The following is a 15,901-nucleotide window of genomic DNA, read 5'->3' on the forward strand; positions in this document are numbered from 1 at the left end:
GCCAGAGGAGGTGCTGGTGGTGGGGTGGTGGGTGATTAGCTGGTGGCCACAATATGCTCAGCCATGGCCGGAATGATCGTTTCGCCGTAAATCCGCAGCGTTTCTTCCTTGTTGTCGTGCTGCAGGTAGCCGGCAAACTGGTCCACGCCGATGGCCTTCAGCGCCTGCAGTTTCTCAATGTGATCGGCCGCGGACCCGAGCAGGCAGAACCGGTCGACGATCTCATCGGGCACGAAGGTGGTGTGCTCGTTACCGGCCTGACCGTGCTGGTTATAGTCGTAGCCTTCACGACCGGCAATGTAGTCGGTGAGCGCCTTGGGCACGGTCGACTCGGTGCCGTACTTGGCCACGATGTCGGCCACGTGATTGCCCACCATCCCACCGAACCACCGGCACTGGTCGCGCATGTGCGCCCAGTCGTCACCGATATACATGGGAGCGGCCACACAGAACTTCACCGAGGCCGGGTCCCGCCCGGCGTTGGATGCTGCCGTGCGCACGCTGGTGATCATCCACTCGGCCACGTCGAGGTCGGCCATCTGCAGAATGAAACCGTCGCCCACCTCGCCGGCGAGCTTGAGGGCCAGCGGACCGTAGGCGGCCACCCACACCTCGAGGCTCGATCCGTTGCTCCACGGAAACTGCACGGTGGCTCCGTTGTATTCAACGGCCCGTGAGTTGGCCAGTTCCCGGATCACGTGCACCGACTCGCGCAGAGTCTTGAGCGTCGTCGGCGCCCCATTGGTGGTGCGCACGGCCGAGTCGCCGCGGCCGATGCCACAGATGGTGCGGTTGCCGTACATCTCATTGAGGGTGGCGTAGGTCGAGGCCGTCACGGTCCAGTCCCGGGTGGCCGGATTGGTGACCATGGGCCCCACAATAATCCGGTTGGTCTCCGCGAGGATGCGGCTGTAGATCACATACGGCTCCTGCCAGAGCAGGTGGGAGTCGAAGGTCCACACGTGGCTGAAGCCGTGGGCCTCGGCGAGCTTGGCCAACTGCACCGTGCGTGCCGACGGCGGGTTCGTCTGTAGTACTGCTCCGAAATCCATTGTTTCCCCTAGATCAGGTACTGGCTGAGACCGCGTTTGATGTACCGGCCGTCACCCTTGGTACCGAGGTACTGGTTCTGGTCGATCACGACCTTGCCGCGGGAGAGAACGGTGTCGACGTGACCGTCGATTTCGTAGCCCTCCCAGGCGGAATAGTCCATGTTCATGTGGTGCGTCTTGTCGCGTCCGGCTTCCGGCAACCCAATCGAGGTGTGTCCGTTGGGGTTGTAGATCACGATGTCGCCGTCAGCGCCGGGCTGAATGACGCCCTTGGTGCCATACATTCCGAACATTCGAGCCGGCGTGGTGGAACAGACCTCCACCCAGCGTTCGAGCGAGATTTTTCCGTCGACCACACCCTGATAGAGCAGATCCATGCGGTGTTCGACCGAGCCGATTCCGTTGGGGATCTTGGAGAAGTCGGTGAGGCCCATGTCTTTCTGGCCTTTCATGCAGAACGGGCAGTGGTCGGTGGAGACCATCTGAATATCGTTCGTGCGCAGACTCTGCCACATGTGGTGCTGGTGCCCCTCGGCTTTGGCTCGCAGGGGCGTGGAACACACCCATTTGGCACCCTCAAAACCGGGAGCGCCCAGGTTGTCTTCGAGCGAGAGGTAGAGGTATTGCGGACAGGTTTCCCCAAACACATTTTGCCCGTTGTCTCGTGCCTGAGCGATCTGCTCCACGGCCTGTTTGGCCGAGACGTGCACAATATAGAGAGGTGCACCGGTGAGGTTCGCGAGCATGATCGCCCGGTGCGTGGCATCCTCCTCGGCCTGCCACGGCCGGGTGAGGCCGTGATAGATCGGGCTGGTGTTTCCGGCGGCAATCGCCTGCTGAACAAGCAGGTCGATCACGCTGCCATTTTCGGCATGCATCATGATCATGCTGCCGTTGGTGGCGGCCCGCTGCATGGCTTTGACGATCTGCCCGTCGTCACTGAGGAACACGCCCTTGTAGGCCATGAACAGCTTGAAGCTCGAGACACCCTCGTTCACGAGCTCGTCCATCGCGGTCAGCGAGTCATCCTGCACATCGGAGAGAATCTGATGAAAACCGTAGTCAATGGCGCACTCACCGGATGCCTTCTGCTGCCATTTCGCATACTGCTCGAGTACGTTTTCCCCCGCGTACTGCACCACGAAATCCACAATGCTCGTGGTGCCGCCCCAGGCCGCTGCCCGGGTGCCGGTTTCAAAGGTGTCGCTGGCCTGCGTGCCGCCAAACGGCATCTCCATGTGCGTGTGCGCATCGATGCCACCGGGAATCACGTATTTGCCGCGGGCGTCAATGACGCGATCCACGTTGGTTTCCACACTGAAACCCAGCAGGGTGGACCCAGGGGCCAGCACCGCGGCGATGGTTTCTCCGTCGATCAACACATCGGCGAAGGCTCGGCCCGTGGAATTGACCACGGTTCCATTCTTGATCAACGTTTTCATCAGCATCCGCTTTCAGTCATGGGGCCGGGCGGGTTAGGGAGCGACCAGGGCGTCATAGGAGTCGGGGCGACGGTCACGGTAGAACTGCCAGGAGTTGCGCACCTCGCGAATCACACCCAGGTCGAGGTCGCGCACGACGATCTCTTCGGTGCCGGTGGAGGCGATGTCTCCCACGTAGTTTCCCTGAGGGTCAACGAAGTACGAGCTGCCGTAGAAGGTGACGGCCTCGTCACCGAATTCGGCGCTTTCGTTGCCAATGCGGTTGTTCGCGCCCACGTAGTACTGGTTTGCCACGGCCGCGGCGGGCTGCTCAAGTTCCCAGAGCCGGTTAGACAGACCGGGCTTGGTAGCCGAGGGGTTGAACACGATTTCGGCGCCGTTCAGGCCGAGTGCCCGCCAGCCCTCGGGAAAGTGGCGGTCGTAGCAAATGTAGACACCGATTTTGCCGTACTTGGTCTCGAAGACGGGGTAATCGGTGTTGCCGGGGCGAAAGTAGAACTTTTCCCAGAACTGCGGCAGGTGGGGCAGGTGGTGCTTGCGATACTTGCCGAGGTACGTGCTGTCGGCGTCGATCACGGCCGCGGTGTTGTAGAGCACACCCGGCTGTTCTTCCTCATACATGGGCAGCACAATCACCATGCTGAATTCCGCAGCGAGTTTCTGAAAGCGCTCCACGAGCGGACCCGGAACCGGCTGTGCGTAGTCGTAATACTTGGAGTCCTGCACGATGCCGAAGTAGGGGCCGTGAAACAGCTCCTGAAAACAGATCACCTGCACGCCGTCTGCGGCAGCGGTCCGCACGAAGTCTTCGTGCTTCTGAATCATTGATTCTTCATCGCCGGTCCAGGTGGCCTGGGTGATGGCCGTGCGAACGATATTTCTCTGGTCAACGCTCATAGTGGTGTTTCGCCTGTTCTCTAGGATCTTGTGCTTCAGGTGGGCGAATCCAACCGGAGGTGAAGCCCGGTCGAATCGTCAGCTGTCGTGATTGGTCCCGCTGGACTGCATTGTCCAGCTTTGTTATTATTTGACGTAAACATTTCAAATGTGTTTCTTTACGTGACACACGCGTTAATCATCCTGTCGGCCGATTCGCAGCGAGGCAAGGGAAATGCACATCTTTGTGGCAGAAATTGAACAGCGCACCCCCGCCGGGATTGCTGCGGCCGTGGGTCGGCTGATCGCCACCGGACGGCTCGCTCCGGCCGATCGGCTGCCCACGGTGCGTGATCTCGCGACCGAGCTCGGGGTCAGCCCGGCAACCATCAGCCACGCCTGGAAAGCCCTGGCCGCCGCTGGCCTCATCGTTTCGCGGGGTCGCAGCGGCACGTTTGTTCTCGACGCCGCCCCCAAATGGCTCCCGGCGCGCAGCCAAACCCTGGCCGGGCCGCTCGGCACCTCGCGCCTCGACCTCTCGCGCGGCACACCCGATCCAGAGCTGCTCCCCGCCCTCGGACCCGCACTCTCGCGGGTCTCCCAGCGGGCGGTGACCCCGAGCTATCAGGACCTGCCCGTGATTCCCGAGCTGCTTGACGTGCTGCACGGCTCCTGGCCCTACCCGGTGGAGTCGGTCACGGTGGTCGACGGTGCCCTCGACGCCATCTCGCGAAGCCTCGACCAGATCACCCGATTCGGCGACCGGGTGATTGTCGAAAACCCCACGTTTCCGCCCTTCTTTGATCTGCTGGAACAGCTCGGTCTCGAGCGCGTGCCCGTGGATATCGACTCCGAGGGGATCGTTCCAGCCAGCCTCGCCATTGCCCTCCGGCGAGGTCCCGCCGCACTCCTACTGCAACCGAGAGCGCAAAACCCCACCGGTGCGTCGATGAGCGCCGCTCGGGCCGGGGAGTTGGCGCAGGTGCTTCACGCGAGCACGAGCACGCCCGTGGTGATTGAGGATGACCACTCCGGCGACATCAGCATCGCCCCCGACGTGAGCCTCGGCCAGTGGATGCCCGACCGCGTGCTGCACGTGCGCAGCTTCTCGAAGTCCCACGGTCCCGACCTGCGCATTGCGGCCCTCGGCGGCCCGGCGCAGCTCATCGATCCGATCGTGGCGCGACGCATGCTGGGGCCCGGCTGGACCAGCCGCATGCTGCAGACGATCCTGCATGACCTGCTCACCAACAGTGACAGCATCACTCAAGTGAGCGAGGCCCGGCGCCGGTATTTTGCTCGGCAGCGAGCCCTCACCGAAGAACTCGCCCGCCAGGGTCTCGTCGTCCCGCAGGCGGACGGCATCAACGCCTGGCTGCCCGTGCGGGATGAGCGCGACGCCATCGTGCGCCTGGCGGCATCGGGAATCCGGGTCGCTGGCGGGTCACCGTTCATGGCGGCCGAGGGCGGGCCGGCGTTCATTCGGGTGACCGCCGGCGCGTTGCCCGCCGACAGTGCACCGGTTGCCGCAGCCCTCGTGGCAGCGGCCAACCTCGACGAGCCCGACATCCCCGTGCTCACCGCGCGCTGGGCCTAGTGCGCACGCGGCCTGCTACTCACGGGGTTACGCTCGATCCAGACCAGCGGTTGGTTCCCACCGGCTGCGCTGACCCGAATCGGGTGAGCCACACGAGAGGAACTTCATGAAAAATGTCACCGTACTGGCCGGAGGTGTAGGCGGTGCCCGCTTCACTCGTGGGCTGCTTGCACATCTCGCGAAGGCGCATCCGCTTGCCACCGTGACCGTGATCGTGAACACCGGCGACGACATGTGGCTCGACGGGCTGCGCATCTGCCCCGACCTCGACACCGTGATGTACACCCTCGGTGGCGGCATCAGTGAGGCGCAGGGGTGGGGCCGCGAGGATGAAAGCCGCCGCACGTCCGCCGAGATTGCCGCCTACGGTCGCGGCTGGTCGTGGTTCACGCTTGGCGACCTCGACCTCGCGACCCACATCGTGCGCACCGATCTGCTGCGCAGCGGCTCAACCCTGAGCGAAGCGACGGATTTTCTCTGCCGGCGCTGGCAGCCCGGCGTGCGCCTACTGCCGATGAGCGACCAGCCGGTGGAAACGCATGTACGCCTCGCCGCAGACGCTGATGAACACCTCGCCGGCGAACTTATGCACTTTGAGGAATGGTGGGTTCGGTATCGCGCCGGTATTCCCGTGACGGAATTTGTGCAGCGGGGCCTCGCCGATGCGGTCGCTGCCCCCGGCGTACTCGAGGCCATTGCCACCGCCGACGTGGTGATTCTTCCGCCGTCAAACCCCGTGGTCTCGGTGGGCACGATTCTGGCCGTACCGGGCATCCGAGACGCCCTGCGCGCCACATCGGCACGGGTGGTGGGCGTGGCACCCATCATCGGCGGCGCGGCCGTGCGCGGCATGGCCGACGCGTGCCTGCAGACCATTGGCGTGCAGACCTCGGCCCTCGCCGTGGGTCTGCACTACGGCGCCCGGTCGGCTGGCGGCGTGCTCGATGCCTGGCTCATTGACGAAACGGATGCCGCGGCGCTGCCCGAGCTGGCGGCCGCCGGCATCCGCTCCCTCGCCGTTCCGCTGTGGATGCACGACGTGCCCACAACTGCGGCCATGGCGGCCGCCGCCCTCGCTGCTGCCGCCGGAGTGGGTGCCGCTGCCGCACTCGCGTAGCCGCTGCGGCGCCCCCGCGGCACTCCCGCGGCACTCATTCGCGTCGCGGCACTCGTTTGGTCGCCGGGCACGTGTTCAAACAGGTGCCCGGCGACCAAACGAGTGCCCGGCGCGCCAGAACGGCCTGCCAGCACCGGCCCGCGGCCACTATTGCGCGGCGGTTCCGGCCGCAGCCTGCAGAACCGCGCGGGAATGCGGGCCGAGTCCCAGCAGCAGCGCCAGCGCCAGGTCGTCGGACGTGTCCACGTCACGGCGCAGGGTGGAGTCCGCCGGCACGGCCAGCGGCACATACCCCGCGACCTCGTGTGCGGCCCGCGACCCGGGGCCAAACAGCAGCGCCGGCGGCAGGCCTGCATGCACGAAGAGCGCGGTTGTGCCCGTTCCGGCAGCGTCGGGCACCATCGACAGCGCGTGGGTCGACGCGAGATGCAGCGCGGCCAAGAAATCCTCGCGGCGCAGCGCGGGGAGGTCGCCCGTAACGATCACGCAGGGCACGCCGGGATGCTCCGCGCGGGCAGCCGCGAAGCCCTGTCTAATCGCCGCGTTGAGTGGGTCCGCCGCCGGCCCGCTCGGCGCCACCTCTTCGGGCACGGTGACCGCCCCGAGATCCTCCAGAGCAGCCCCGAGCACGGTGTCGCCGGTGACGACGAACACCTCGAGCACGTCCGGTAGCCCCAGCAGCACCGAGACGGTGTCGAGCGCAAAGGCCTCGGCGAGCGCGGCCCGCTCCGGGAGCGCCCCCAGCCGGCTCTTGCCGCCCGGATTCCCCTTGGCCGGAACGACAACGATCCAGTTCACTCCGCGGTGTCCTCACTCAGCGCCGCCGCACGCCCGGCAGCGAAGCCCTCGGCATAGGCCTCGTTCGTGCCCAGCCGAAACATGTCGTTCTCGCTCGGGCGCTGCAGAGCGGATGCCCCGGCAAGCGTCAGCGCCCCCACCAGATGTCCGAGGCCGCGCACGACGGCAACCGGATTTCCGCTGGTCTTGCCCTTAATGAGGTCTGCGGCGCCCGCAATCTCGTCGGCAACCGCCGCGACCGTCACGTCAAGCTGTCGCCCCGAGGTGTCCGCTGTGCCGCGCAGGTCATCGAGCACGGCGAGGCCGGCCGCGCCGATCGCAATGTCGGTCTGGCCCTCTCGCCACGCGCGCCCGGCGGTATCGGTGATGATCACGCCAAGGCGCAACCCCGTGCGCGCCCGCAGCGCGGTACACAGGGCGCGCGCCGAGGCATCCGGGTCGATGGGCAAGAGCAGCACAATGCCGTCGGGCGCATTGCTCGTGTCCACTCCGGCGGCGGCCATGATCAGCCCCTGCCGGTTTTCGACAATGCGCGTGACGCCGCCCGGATGCGCCCGGGTGGCCACCACCCGCACGGTCTCGTCGGTGATCGCCTGCTCCCGGTCGGTGGCCGCACGCTGCCGGCCCTCCGCCTTCGACACAATCTTGCTGGTCACGGCCAGAATATCGCCGTCAACCAGCCGCGACTGCGCCGCCTCGAGAATGAGCGCCCCGAGGTTGTCGCCGGCCACGATCTCCCCAAAACCGGGCAGGGTGAACACCATCAGCGAGTCCACCGCGGTCACAGCCGAGGGCACGGGCGGCACCTAGCGAACGAGTTTCGGCAGCACCTGCGCGCCGAACACGTCGATCCACTGACGCTGGTTCCGACCCACGTTGTGCAGGTAAATGCGGTCGAACCCAAGGTCAACAAACTTCTGAATGTACTTGCGGTGCTCATCGGGGTCGGCCGAGATGATCATGCGACCCTCAAAGTCCTCCGGGCGCACGAGCTTGGCAATCTGTTCAAACTCAAACGGAGAGCGGATGTCGGCCTTCGGAAACTTCATGCCACCGTTCGGCCACTCCCGCAGTGCGTTCGTCATGGCCTCTTCGTCGGTGTCGGCCCAGCTCATGTGCAGCTGCAGAACCTTGGGCATCGTGGACGGGTCCTTCCCCGCATCCCGGGCGCCGTCGTCGAACTTGCCGAACAGCATCGAAATCTTCTCGAGCGGGGCGCCCACCGTGATGAGGCCATCGGCTTGGCGGCCGGCGCGCTTGGCGGTGACCGGGCCGGCCGTCGCCACGAGAATCTCGGGGGCCACCTCCGGCATTGTCCACAGCCGCGTGGACTCAAGCTTGTAAAACTGACCCGAGTGCTTCACGTCTTTGCCGGCGAGGGACGCAGTGAAGAGCTTCGAAATGATCTCGATGGCTTCAAACATGCGGTTGATGCGCTCGGGGGCTTCGGGCCAGTAGGCACCCACGATGTGTTCGTTGAGCGCTTCCCCCGATCCGAGTCCGAGCCAGTGGCGGCCCGGATACATGGCGGCGAGCGTCGCGGAAGCCTGAGCCACCATGGCGGGGTGCCAGCGAAAGGTGGGTGCGGTGACGCCGGGACCCAGGTCACCCTTCGTGCGTTCACCGATGGCGGCGAGCACGCTCCACACGAAGGAACTCTCTCCCTGCTGGGGAACCCAGGGTTGAAAATGGTCGGCCGCCATGACGCCGGTGAACCCGTGCTCTTCGGCGTAGGCCGAGAGGGCAACAGCCTCCGTGGGGGCGAACTGTTCCAACATGGCCGCGTAGCCAATCTGCAACTCCGTCATCATGACCTTCCTGAGCATCGGTGGTCCTCACCATAATGTCACCCTAGGGGCTTCGTCACCCGATACCCGGCGGGTTCACCCCCACGGGCGAATAGGCTGGAGGCATGCGCATTGCCACCTGGAACGTTAACTCCATCCGTGCCAGAGTCGACCGCACCGTGGACTGGATGGTTCGCGAAGACATCGACGTGCTTGCCATGCAGGAAATCAAGTGCAAACCGGAGCAGTTTCCCACGCAGCCCTTCGAAGACGCCGGCTATGAGCTCGCCATCCACGGTCTCAACCAGTGGAACGGTGTCGCCTTCGCCAGTCGCCTCCCCATGACGGATGTCGTCACCTCCTTCCCCGGCATGCCCGGCTTCCTGAAGGGTGCTGACGGACCGGACCAACCCCTCGAAGCCCGTGCCATGGGCGTCACGGTAAACGAGCAGCGGCTCTGGAGCCTGTATGTGCCCAACGGCCGCGCTCTGGGTGACCCGCACTACGACTACAAGCTGGCCTGGCTCGACGCCCTGCAGAAGCATGCTGTAGCCGAGCTGGCAGCCAACCCGCACCTGGCCCTCGCCATGATGGGCGACTGGAATGTGGCACCCTTTGACGAGGACATGGGCGACCCGAGCTTCATTCCCGGAGAATCAACCCACATCTCCGCGCCGGAGCGGGCGGCGTTCTCGGCCTTCGAAGCCGCCGGGCTGCGCGACGTGGTGCGCCCCCTGGTGCCGGAGGGCTTCACGTTCTGGGACTACAAGCGGCTGCGCTTTCCGCGCAACGAGGGACTGCGCATCGACTTCATCCTCGCCTCCGAGGCTTTCGCCGACCGGGTGACCGATGCCAGCATCCACCGCAACGAGCGCAAGGGTGACGCGCCCAGCGACCACGTTCCCGTTGTCGTCGACGTCGATATTGACGGCGAAGACGACGACCGCCCCATGATCTTCTAGAGCCGGCCGAAGGACACCATGTCGACACCCGCACCTCGCCTCATTCCGCCATCGTCGGCATCCGTTACCGTCTCCATCTCGCGCTGGGTCGACCCAAGGCGCATCGAAGAGGCCACCGGCTGGGTGCAGGCAGGCATGGACCTTGCCCACCAGTACCCCGGGTTTCTGGGGAGCGGTTGGGTGCGGGCTAGCGAGGATTCCGGGCACTGGCAGATGCTCTACAAGTTCTCGAACGCCGCGGCCCTGAAGGCGTGGGAGAACTCGATCGACCGTTCCGAGTGGCTCCATGCGGGCCGCGACCTGGTGCTCGATGCCCGCGAAGAGACCAAACGCACGGGCATTGAGGGCTGGTTTGACGCGCCGCAGGAGGCAACGCCGGGCGTCGCCATTCTTCCGCCACCACGGTGGAAGCAGGCCGTGAGCATCTGGCTCGGGTTCTTCCCGCTCAACCTCACCTTCATGATTCTGGTGCCCGCGTTGGTGCCGGGGTGGAACGACCTGAATATTGTCGTGCGGGTGCTCCTCACCACGCTCGCGCTCACACCGCTCATGACCTACGTCATGCTGCCGTGGATCACCCGCCTGCTTCGACCCTGGCTGCAGCGGCAGAAAAAGCCCACCACGCCGAAACGGCCGGGCTAGACGACCCGAAAGCTAAGCTCGCCGATGCCGTCGATTCCGCCGGTCACCACGTTGCCGGGCACCAAGGCACCCACGCCCGCGGGCGTGCCCGTGAAGATCACGTCGCCGGGGAGCAGCGTCACCGAGCGGGACAGCGCGGCCACGATGTCGGGAACGGCCCAGATCTGATCGGCGAGATCGCCCATCTGCTTCGGTTCGTCGTCCACGTTTAACCAGATTCGAGCGGATGCGGGGTGGCCCCCACCACTCGCGGGCACGAGCGGTGTGCACGGTGCGGAGAAATCGAACCCTTTCGACAGGTCCCAGGGCCGACGGAGGGATTTGGCGGTGTCCTGCAGGTCACGGCGGGTGAGGTCGACGCCCGCGCCGTACCCCCACACGTGGTCCAGGGCTGCGTGCGGCTCAATATCGCTGCCGCCGCGGCCGATCGCCACGACCAGTTCCATCTCGAAGTGCAGGTTGTGGGTCTGCGGCGGGTAGGGCACCTCGTGCGGTGCCACGTGGCGCGCGGGCACGCCCTCGTCAACGGCGAAGATCGCATCGGCGGGTTTGGCGAAGAAGAACGGCGGCTCGCGGTCGGGATCGTTCCCCATTTCGCGGGCGTGATCGGCGTAATTACGCCCCACGCAGTACACCCGGTGCACAAAGAACCGCTCGGGGGAACCGGCCACTGGAAGGCTCGTGGGGGAAGGTACCAAGAGTGCAGAGGTCATGCTGGTCCTTTCAATCAGGCGAATCAGGCGAATCAGGCGAGGAGCGCCGCGATCACGAGCAGCGCGGGAATGGACCCGAGCGTCGTGAGCAGCACGGTGTCACGCGTCACGACAATGCCGCGGTTGTAGCGCGCCGAGAAGTTGTAGATGTTCTGTGCGGTGGGGAGCGCCGAAATAGCAACTGCGGCGAAAAGCTCGCCCGCGTCGAGGTGGAAAACGAACCGGCCCACGACATAGGCGATCACCGGCATCACGGCCACCTTGATGATGCTGGCCACGATCACCTGCATGCGTCCCGTGCCCCGTTTGAGCAGCCGCTGGCCGTGGAGCGACATGCCGAACGACATCAGCACCATCGGAATCGCAGCGCCACCAATGAGTTCCAGGGGCGCGAGCACCGGCGGCGGAAGGCGGATGCCCGCAATCGCCACCACGATGCCGGCCACCGACGCAATAATCATGGGGTTGCGCAGCGGCTGCGTGAGAATCGACCCCACCGATAAGCGGCCGCTTGTGGATACGTCGAGAATTCCGAGCACGATGGGCGCGAACACGAGCAGCTGGATCAGCAAAACGGGGGCCATGTAAGTGGCGCTGCCGAGCACATAAATGGCCACGGGCAGCCCAATGTTGTTGGCATTCACGTAGGTTGCCGAGGCTGCACCGAGCACCGTTTCGGCCACCGGAACTCGAAAGAAGAGTCGGGTGACCACCAGAAACACACCGAGCCCGACCACAACCGAGCACACCAGGGTCACGAGAAACGTGGAGAAGAGCACCGACACGTCGGCGTGCGAGAGCACCGTGAACAGCAGCGCCGGTGTCGCCACGAAGAATGCCATCCGGTTGAGCACCGTGATGGACCCGGGGCCCGCGATCCCGAAGCGCTCCACGATGTACCCCACCAGAATCACGAATCCAATGATTCCGAACCCCACCAGCACGCCGCCCATTTACCCGAGCTTACGGCCCGGGGCGCGCCGTCTTCCCGCGCCGAACCAGAGCGGGGGCTAGCCCGCAGCTGATCGGCCCCACTACGCTCGCACCATGGCACACCTCGATGTACCCGGCGCAGTGCTCTACTACGAAACGGCCGGGCACGTCTCCGGCCCGGCCGTGCTGCTGATGCACGCCGGAATCGCACACCTGCGCATGTGGGACCCACAGGTGGCGGCCCTCGCAACGCACCACTATGTCATCCGCTTCGATGCTCGAGGTTTTGGGCGAACGTCGGTCGACGACGTGAAATTCTCGGCTCGAGCGGATGCCGTGGCTCTGCTTGATCACCTGGGGGTGGAGCGTGCGACCCTGATCGGCTGCGACCGTGGCGGCCTGGTCGCCCTCGACGTGGCCGTGGAACACCCCGATCGGGTGGCCGGGCTCGTCACCATCGGCGCCGGTCCGAGCGGATTCCCCGAGGTGGAACTCTCCGATGCCGAGGATGCCCTGTTTGATTCCCTCGACCAGGCCTTCAACGCGAACAATCCCGAGCAGATCTCCCGGCTCGAGGTGCAGCTCTGGGCGGTCGGCCCGCTGCGCCAGGAGGCCGACCTCGATCCGCATTTTCTCGCCACCGCCTATGCCATGAGTCTCGACAACATCGAGCACTTCACCGAGCACCCGCGGCCTCAGCCGCTGGATCCGCCCGCCAGCGACCGGGTGGTGGACATCACCGTTCCGGCCCTCGTGACCGTGGGCGAATTCGATCTCACGCCCGCGCTGGCCGAGTACGAGTACCTGCTGGAGGTACTGCCGGAGGCAAGCGGATGCAGGTTTCGTGGCGTTGCCCACCTGCCGAGCCTCGAGCATCCCGAGGAATTCACGCGTGTGCTGGTGAGCTGGTTGGCCCGGAATAACCTCTAGTCGAGCTGAACGGCATCGGGGGCGAGGACCTCGCGACCCACCCACTGGTCCATGGAGCGGTACACGCCGAAGCCGCCCGCCACCCGGTCCCAGAGCGGAAGAGGCAGGGTGCCACGCAGCGCGCGGGCCAGATTCACGGTCCACGGCATCATGAGCATAGGCTTGCCGGCCAGCATCGCCCGCCAGACCCGCTCCACCACGTACTCCGGGGTCATCAGTGGGGTGAGCAGCGGTCCGCGAGCACCGTCAAACATGCCGGTGGAGATGTAGCTCGGGCACACCGTGGTCACCTTCACCTGGCCGAAGCCCTGCTGCGCGAGCTCGAGGCGCAGCGAGTCGCTCCAGCCAATCAGCGCCGCCTTCGACGCCGCGTACACGCTCATGCGAGGGTTGGACAGCGTGCCGGCAGCCGACGCGATATTCACAATGCGCGCCTCCCGCGTGCCATTGGTCATCATGTGCGGCAGGAACTCGCGCGCGATGTACATGGGTGCCAACGCGTTGATCTTCATCGTGGGACGAATGTCATCGCCGTTATCGTGCTCCCAGAAGAACTTGCCGCGCACAATTCCCGCGTTGTTGATCACGATGTCGGGGTCACCCACTTCGGTTCGCACCCGCTGTGCGGTCTGGGCAATCGCACCGAGGTCTGCGATGTCCACCGTGAACGGCGCAACGATGGTGCCCGCCGGGGCACCCCCGGCCAGCTCTGCCGCGGTGGCTGCGAGGGCGGCCGCATCCCGGTCCCAGAGGATCACGGCCTTGGCCCCCTCCGCGACCGCGCGCTCCGCATATAGCCGGCCCATCCCGCGGGCCGCACCGGTAATCAACACACGTGCTCCAACAACCGTTCGACTCATGTACCCATCATGCAACGTCTTGCCTGCTTTCGGAGTGCGAACTGTTACGTTCGGTTGCGACTGTCCGCGCGAGCGTGGGCGTGTTTCGCTAACGTCGCCCCTATGGCTCTTCTCAGCGGCACTCCCACCCGGGCTGTGGCGCGCGCCGACACAACGGATGCCGCCGCCACGAACACCGCGTACGCCGTGGAATTCTCCGGCGTGGGTCGTTCCTTCACCACGCTGCCGCGCCGCGGAGCACCCCACAGCCACCCCGTGCTGCGCGACGTGTCACTCACGGTGCGACCGGGCGAGATTCTGGCCATTCTCGGCACGAGCGGATGCGGCAAATCCACTCTGCTGCGCATCGCCGGCGGCCTGGACACGGTCACCACCGGCAGCGTGCAGATCGACGGCACCGTCTCTGCCGGAATCGATTCCCGCTGCGCTGTCGGCTTTCAGGAACCCCGTCTGCTGCCGTGGCGCACACTGGCCGCAAATGTGGCCCTCGGCCTTCCGCGTAGCACCAGCCGAGCCGTGGGTCGTGCCCGCGTTGCGGAGTTGCTGGAGCTGGTGGGACTCACCGCCTTTGCCAGCCACCGGCCGCGCGCGGTTTCTGGCGGCATGGCGCAGCGGGCCTCGCTCGCTCGGGCCCTGGCCCGCAACCCCGGCGTTCTGCTGCTCGATGAACCGTTCGGCGCCCTCGACGCCCTCACCCGGCTGCAGATGCAGGACCTCCTCCTCGACGTGCATGCCGCGGCACCCACCACCATTCTGCTGGTAACCCACGACGTTGACGAAGCGCTGCAACTCGCGGATCGCATCATTCTGCTGGGCGCCGATGACGACGTGGATGACAGTGCGGGCGGACGCACCGGGGCCACAATTGTGCAGGAGCTGACCGTTCCCGGCAAGCGTCCCCGTGACCGTGGGTCAGCCGAACTCGCTGAGCTGCGCGGGCGACTTCTGGCCGGTCTCGGCATCAACCGACATGGTGTTGCGCGCGGAATCGCCGCCACGACCACCATCCCCCTCTTTCAGTACTAACCCGCTGCGCGAGCAGCTCCGGTTAGCACCATCCCTCACGTACACACAGCCCCCTTCACACAGCCCAGGAGAACCCCATGACCTCACGACGTTTCGTTAGCGCGGCGCTTATTGCCGGCGCCACCGCGGCCACGCTTCTGCTGAGCGGATGCGTGGCGGGCGAGAACCAGCCTGCCGCCCCGGCCGCCGCCGAGTCCACGGCAACGGTCACGGAGGGCGGAACCCTCAACATCGACTTCGCCACCTACAACCCGCTCTCGCTCGTGATCAAGGAAAAGGGCTGGCTCGAAGACGCCCTCTCCGCGCAGGGTGTGGCAGTGAACTGGGTGCAGTCGGCCGGATCGAACAAAGCAAACGATGCGCTGCGCGCCGGAGCCATCGACGTGGGTTCAACGGCCGGTTCGGCCGCGCTCCTGGCCCGCTCAAACGGGTCGCCCATTCAGGTCATCGACATCTTCTCCCAGCCGGAGTGGGCCGCTCTCGTGGTGCCGGCCGGTTCGGCCATCACCTCGGTTGGCGACCTCAAGGGCAAGCAGATCGCCGCCACCAAGGGCACCGACCCCTACTTCTTCCTCCTGCAGGCCCTGGAGGCCGAAGGACTCACCCAGGACGACGTGACAGTGCAGAACCTGCAGCACGCCGACGGCTGGGCTGCGCTGCAGACCGGTGCCGTGGATGCCTGGGCCGGACTTGACCCCATCATGGCCGGTGCCGAGGCGGCCGGGGCCACGCTGCTCTACCGCAACGTGGACTTCAACAGCTACGGCTTCCTGAACGCCACCGAATCCTTTATTGCAGAGAAGCCCGATGTGGCGCAGACCGTGGTGAGCGTCTACGAGCACGCGCGGGCCTGGGCCCTGGCCAACCCCGACGAAACCGCGCAGATTCTGGCCACGGTTGCCGGTCTCGACCTCGCTGTAGCCACCACGGTCATCACCGAGCGCAGCAACCTGGACGTCGACAACGTTCCCGGTGACGCTCAGCTCTCGGTGCTGACGAAGATTGGTCCCACGTTCGTGGCCAACTTCGACGTGGCAGACCAGGACTTAGTCGATGCCGCACTGGACACCATTATCAACGATGAGTTTGCCACCCAGGCCGACCCCACCATCGTCAAATAATCGCGGCCCGAACGGCGCACTCCCCAGCACACGGAAAGGACCCTC

General features: G+C 65.5%; 16 protein-coding genes. 7 read left to right on the forward strand and 9 right to left on the reverse strand.

All coding sequences use genetic code 11. The features are described 5' to 3' along the window. Positions 1 to 35 precede the first annotated feature (35 nt). From H4V99_RS00195 to H4V99_RS00205, 3 genes are read right to left on the reverse strand one after another with little or no spacing between them, the layout of a single operon-like run. Positions 36 to 1,052, reverse strand: coding sequence for a TIGR03842 family LLM class F420-dependent oxidoreductase (locus H4V99_RS00195; RefSeq protein WP_280674469.1), 1,017 nt, complete (start codon positions 1,050 to 1,052; stop codon positions 36 to 38). Positions 1,053 to 1,060: 8 nt separating this feature from the next. Beyond that, positions 1,061 to 2,497 carry a dihydropyrimidinase gene (gene hydA / locus H4V99_RS00200; protein WP_280679849.1) on the reverse strand — a complete coding sequence of 479 codons (1,437 nt, stop codon included), beginning with the start codon at positions 2,495 to 2,497 and terminating at the stop codon, positions 1,061 to 1,063. Positions 2,498 to 2,527: 30 nt separating this feature from the next. Further along, the gene (locus H4V99_RS00205) at positions 2,528 to 3,391 is read right to left on the reverse strand and encodes a nitrilase-related carbon-nitrogen hydrolase (protein WP_280674471.1); all 864 of its coding nucleotides are present in this window, start codon (positions 3,389 to 3,391) and stop codon (positions 2,528 to 2,530) included. Positions 3,392 to 3,617: 226 nt separating this feature from the next. Between H4V99_RS00205 and H4V99_RS00210 the strand changes: the two genes are divergently transcribed. Beyond that, positions 3,618 to 4,967: an aminotransferase class I/II-fold pyridoxal phosphate-dependent enzyme gene (locus tag H4V99_RS00210; protein ID WP_280674473.1), complete on the forward strand. Its 1,350-nt coding sequence runs from the start codon at positions 3,618 to 3,620 to the stop codon at positions 4,965 to 4,967. Between the two features lie 106 nt (positions 4,968 to 5,073). Next, positions 5,074 to 6,084 carry a 2-phospho-L-lactate transferase gene (gene cofD, locus H4V99_RS00215; RefSeq protein WP_280674475.1) on the forward strand — a complete coding sequence of 337 codons (1,011 nt, stop codon included), beginning with the start codon at positions 5,074 to 5,076 and terminating at the stop codon, positions 6,082 to 6,084. Positions 6,085 to 6,231: 147 nt separating this feature from the next. Here the strand turns inward: cofD and cofC are convergent, their stop codons facing one another. Genes cofC through H4V99_RS00230 form a run of 3 tightly spaced genes read right to left on the reverse strand, consistent with a single transcriptional unit; the run spans position 6,232 to position 8,690 of the window. Continuing rightward, positions 6,232 to 6,882: a 2-phospho-L-lactate guanylyltransferase gene (gene cofC, locus H4V99_RS00220; protein ID WP_280674477.1), complete on the reverse strand. Its 651-nt coding sequence runs from the start codon at positions 6,880 to 6,882 to the stop codon at positions 6,232 to 6,234. Continuing rightward, entirely contained in the window at positions 6,879 to 7,646 is a 768-nt protein-coding gene (gene cofE / locus H4V99_RS00225; RefSeq protein ID WP_280679851.1) for a coenzyme F420-0:L-glutamate ligase, read from the reverse strand. Before cofE ends, cofC begins: the two co-directional genes overlap by 4 nt. A gap of 42 nt (positions 7,647 to 7,688) precedes the next feature. Next, positions 7,689 to 8,690: a TIGR03557 family F420-dependent LLM class oxidoreductase gene (locus H4V99_RS00230; protein WP_280679853.1), complete on the reverse strand. Its 1,002-nt coding sequence runs from the start codon at positions 8,688 to 8,690 to the stop codon at positions 7,689 to 7,691. A 104-nt stretch (positions 8,691 to 8,794) separates the two neighbouring features. Here H4V99_RS00230 and H4V99_RS00235 point away from each other — a divergent pair, with 104 nt between their 5' ends. Beyond that, positions 8,795 to 9,631 (forward strand): exodeoxyribonuclease III, encoded by an 837-nt coding sequence (locus H4V99_RS00235; RefSeq protein WP_280674479.1) that lies wholly within the window; start codon positions 8,795 to 8,797, stop codon positions 9,629 to 9,631. A gap of 18 nt (positions 9,632 to 9,649) precedes the next feature. Then, positions 9,650 to 10,273, forward strand: a complete 624-nt coding sequence (locus tag H4V99_RS00240; RefSeq protein ID WP_280674481.1) for an antibiotic biosynthesis monooxygenase — start codon at positions 9,650 to 9,652, stop codon at positions 10,271 to 10,273. Here the strand turns inward: H4V99_RS00240 and H4V99_RS00245 are convergent. Both H4V99_RS00245 and H4V99_RS00250 read right to left on the reverse strand, forming a co-directional pair. After that, positions 10,270 to 10,986 (reverse strand): fumarylacetoacetate hydrolase family protein, encoded by a 717-nt coding sequence (locus tag H4V99_RS00245; protein WP_280674483.1) that lies wholly within the window; start codon positions 10,984 to 10,986, stop codon positions 10,270 to 10,272. The two genes, H4V99_RS00240 and H4V99_RS00245, sit on opposite strands and share 4 nt — an antisense overlap. Positions 10,987 to 11,018: 32 nt before the next feature. Beyond that, positions 11,019 to 11,939 (reverse strand): AEC family transporter, encoded by a 921-nt coding sequence (locus H4V99_RS00250; protein WP_280674485.1) that lies wholly within the window; start codon positions 11,937 to 11,939, stop codon positions 11,019 to 11,021. 94 nt (positions 11,940 to 12,033) lie between these two features. Between H4V99_RS00250 and H4V99_RS00255 the strand changes: the two genes are divergently transcribed. Then, entirely contained in the window at positions 12,034 to 12,849 is an 816-nt protein-coding gene (locus H4V99_RS00255; protein WP_280674487.1) for an alpha/beta hydrolase, read from the forward strand. On the opposite strand, the gene H4V99_RS00260 is transcribed toward H4V99_RS00255, so the two are convergent. Continuing rightward, a complete protein-coding gene (locus H4V99_RS00260) occupies positions 12,846 to 13,709 on the reverse strand; it encodes an SDR family oxidoreductase (protein WP_280674489.1) in 864 nt (287 codons plus the stop codon). The genes H4V99_RS00255 and H4V99_RS00260 overlap by 4 nt on opposite strands. A 102-nt stretch (positions 13,710 to 13,811) precedes the next feature. Here H4V99_RS00260 and H4V99_RS00265 point away from each other — a divergent pair, with 102 nt between their 5' ends. Both H4V99_RS00265 and H4V99_RS00270 read left to right on the forward strand, forming a co-directional pair. Then, positions 13,812 to 14,735 (forward strand): ABC transporter ATP-binding protein, encoded by a 924-nt coding sequence (locus H4V99_RS00265; RefSeq protein ID WP_280674490.1) that lies wholly within the window; start codon positions 13,812 to 13,814, stop codon positions 14,733 to 14,735. A 77-nt stretch (positions 14,736 to 14,812) separates the two neighbouring features. Further along, positions 14,813 to 15,856, forward strand: coding sequence for an aliphatic sulfonate ABC transporter substrate-binding protein (locus H4V99_RS00270; RefSeq protein ID WP_280674491.1), 1,044 nt, complete (start codon positions 14,813 to 14,815; stop codon positions 15,854 to 15,856). The last annotated feature ends 45 nt before the right edge of the window (positions 15,857 to 15,901 follow it).

Source organism: Cryobacterium sp. CG_9.6 (genome assembly GCF_029893365.1).
Lineage (GTDB): Bacteria > Actinomycetota > Actinomycetes > Actinomycetales > Microbacteriaceae > Cryobacterium.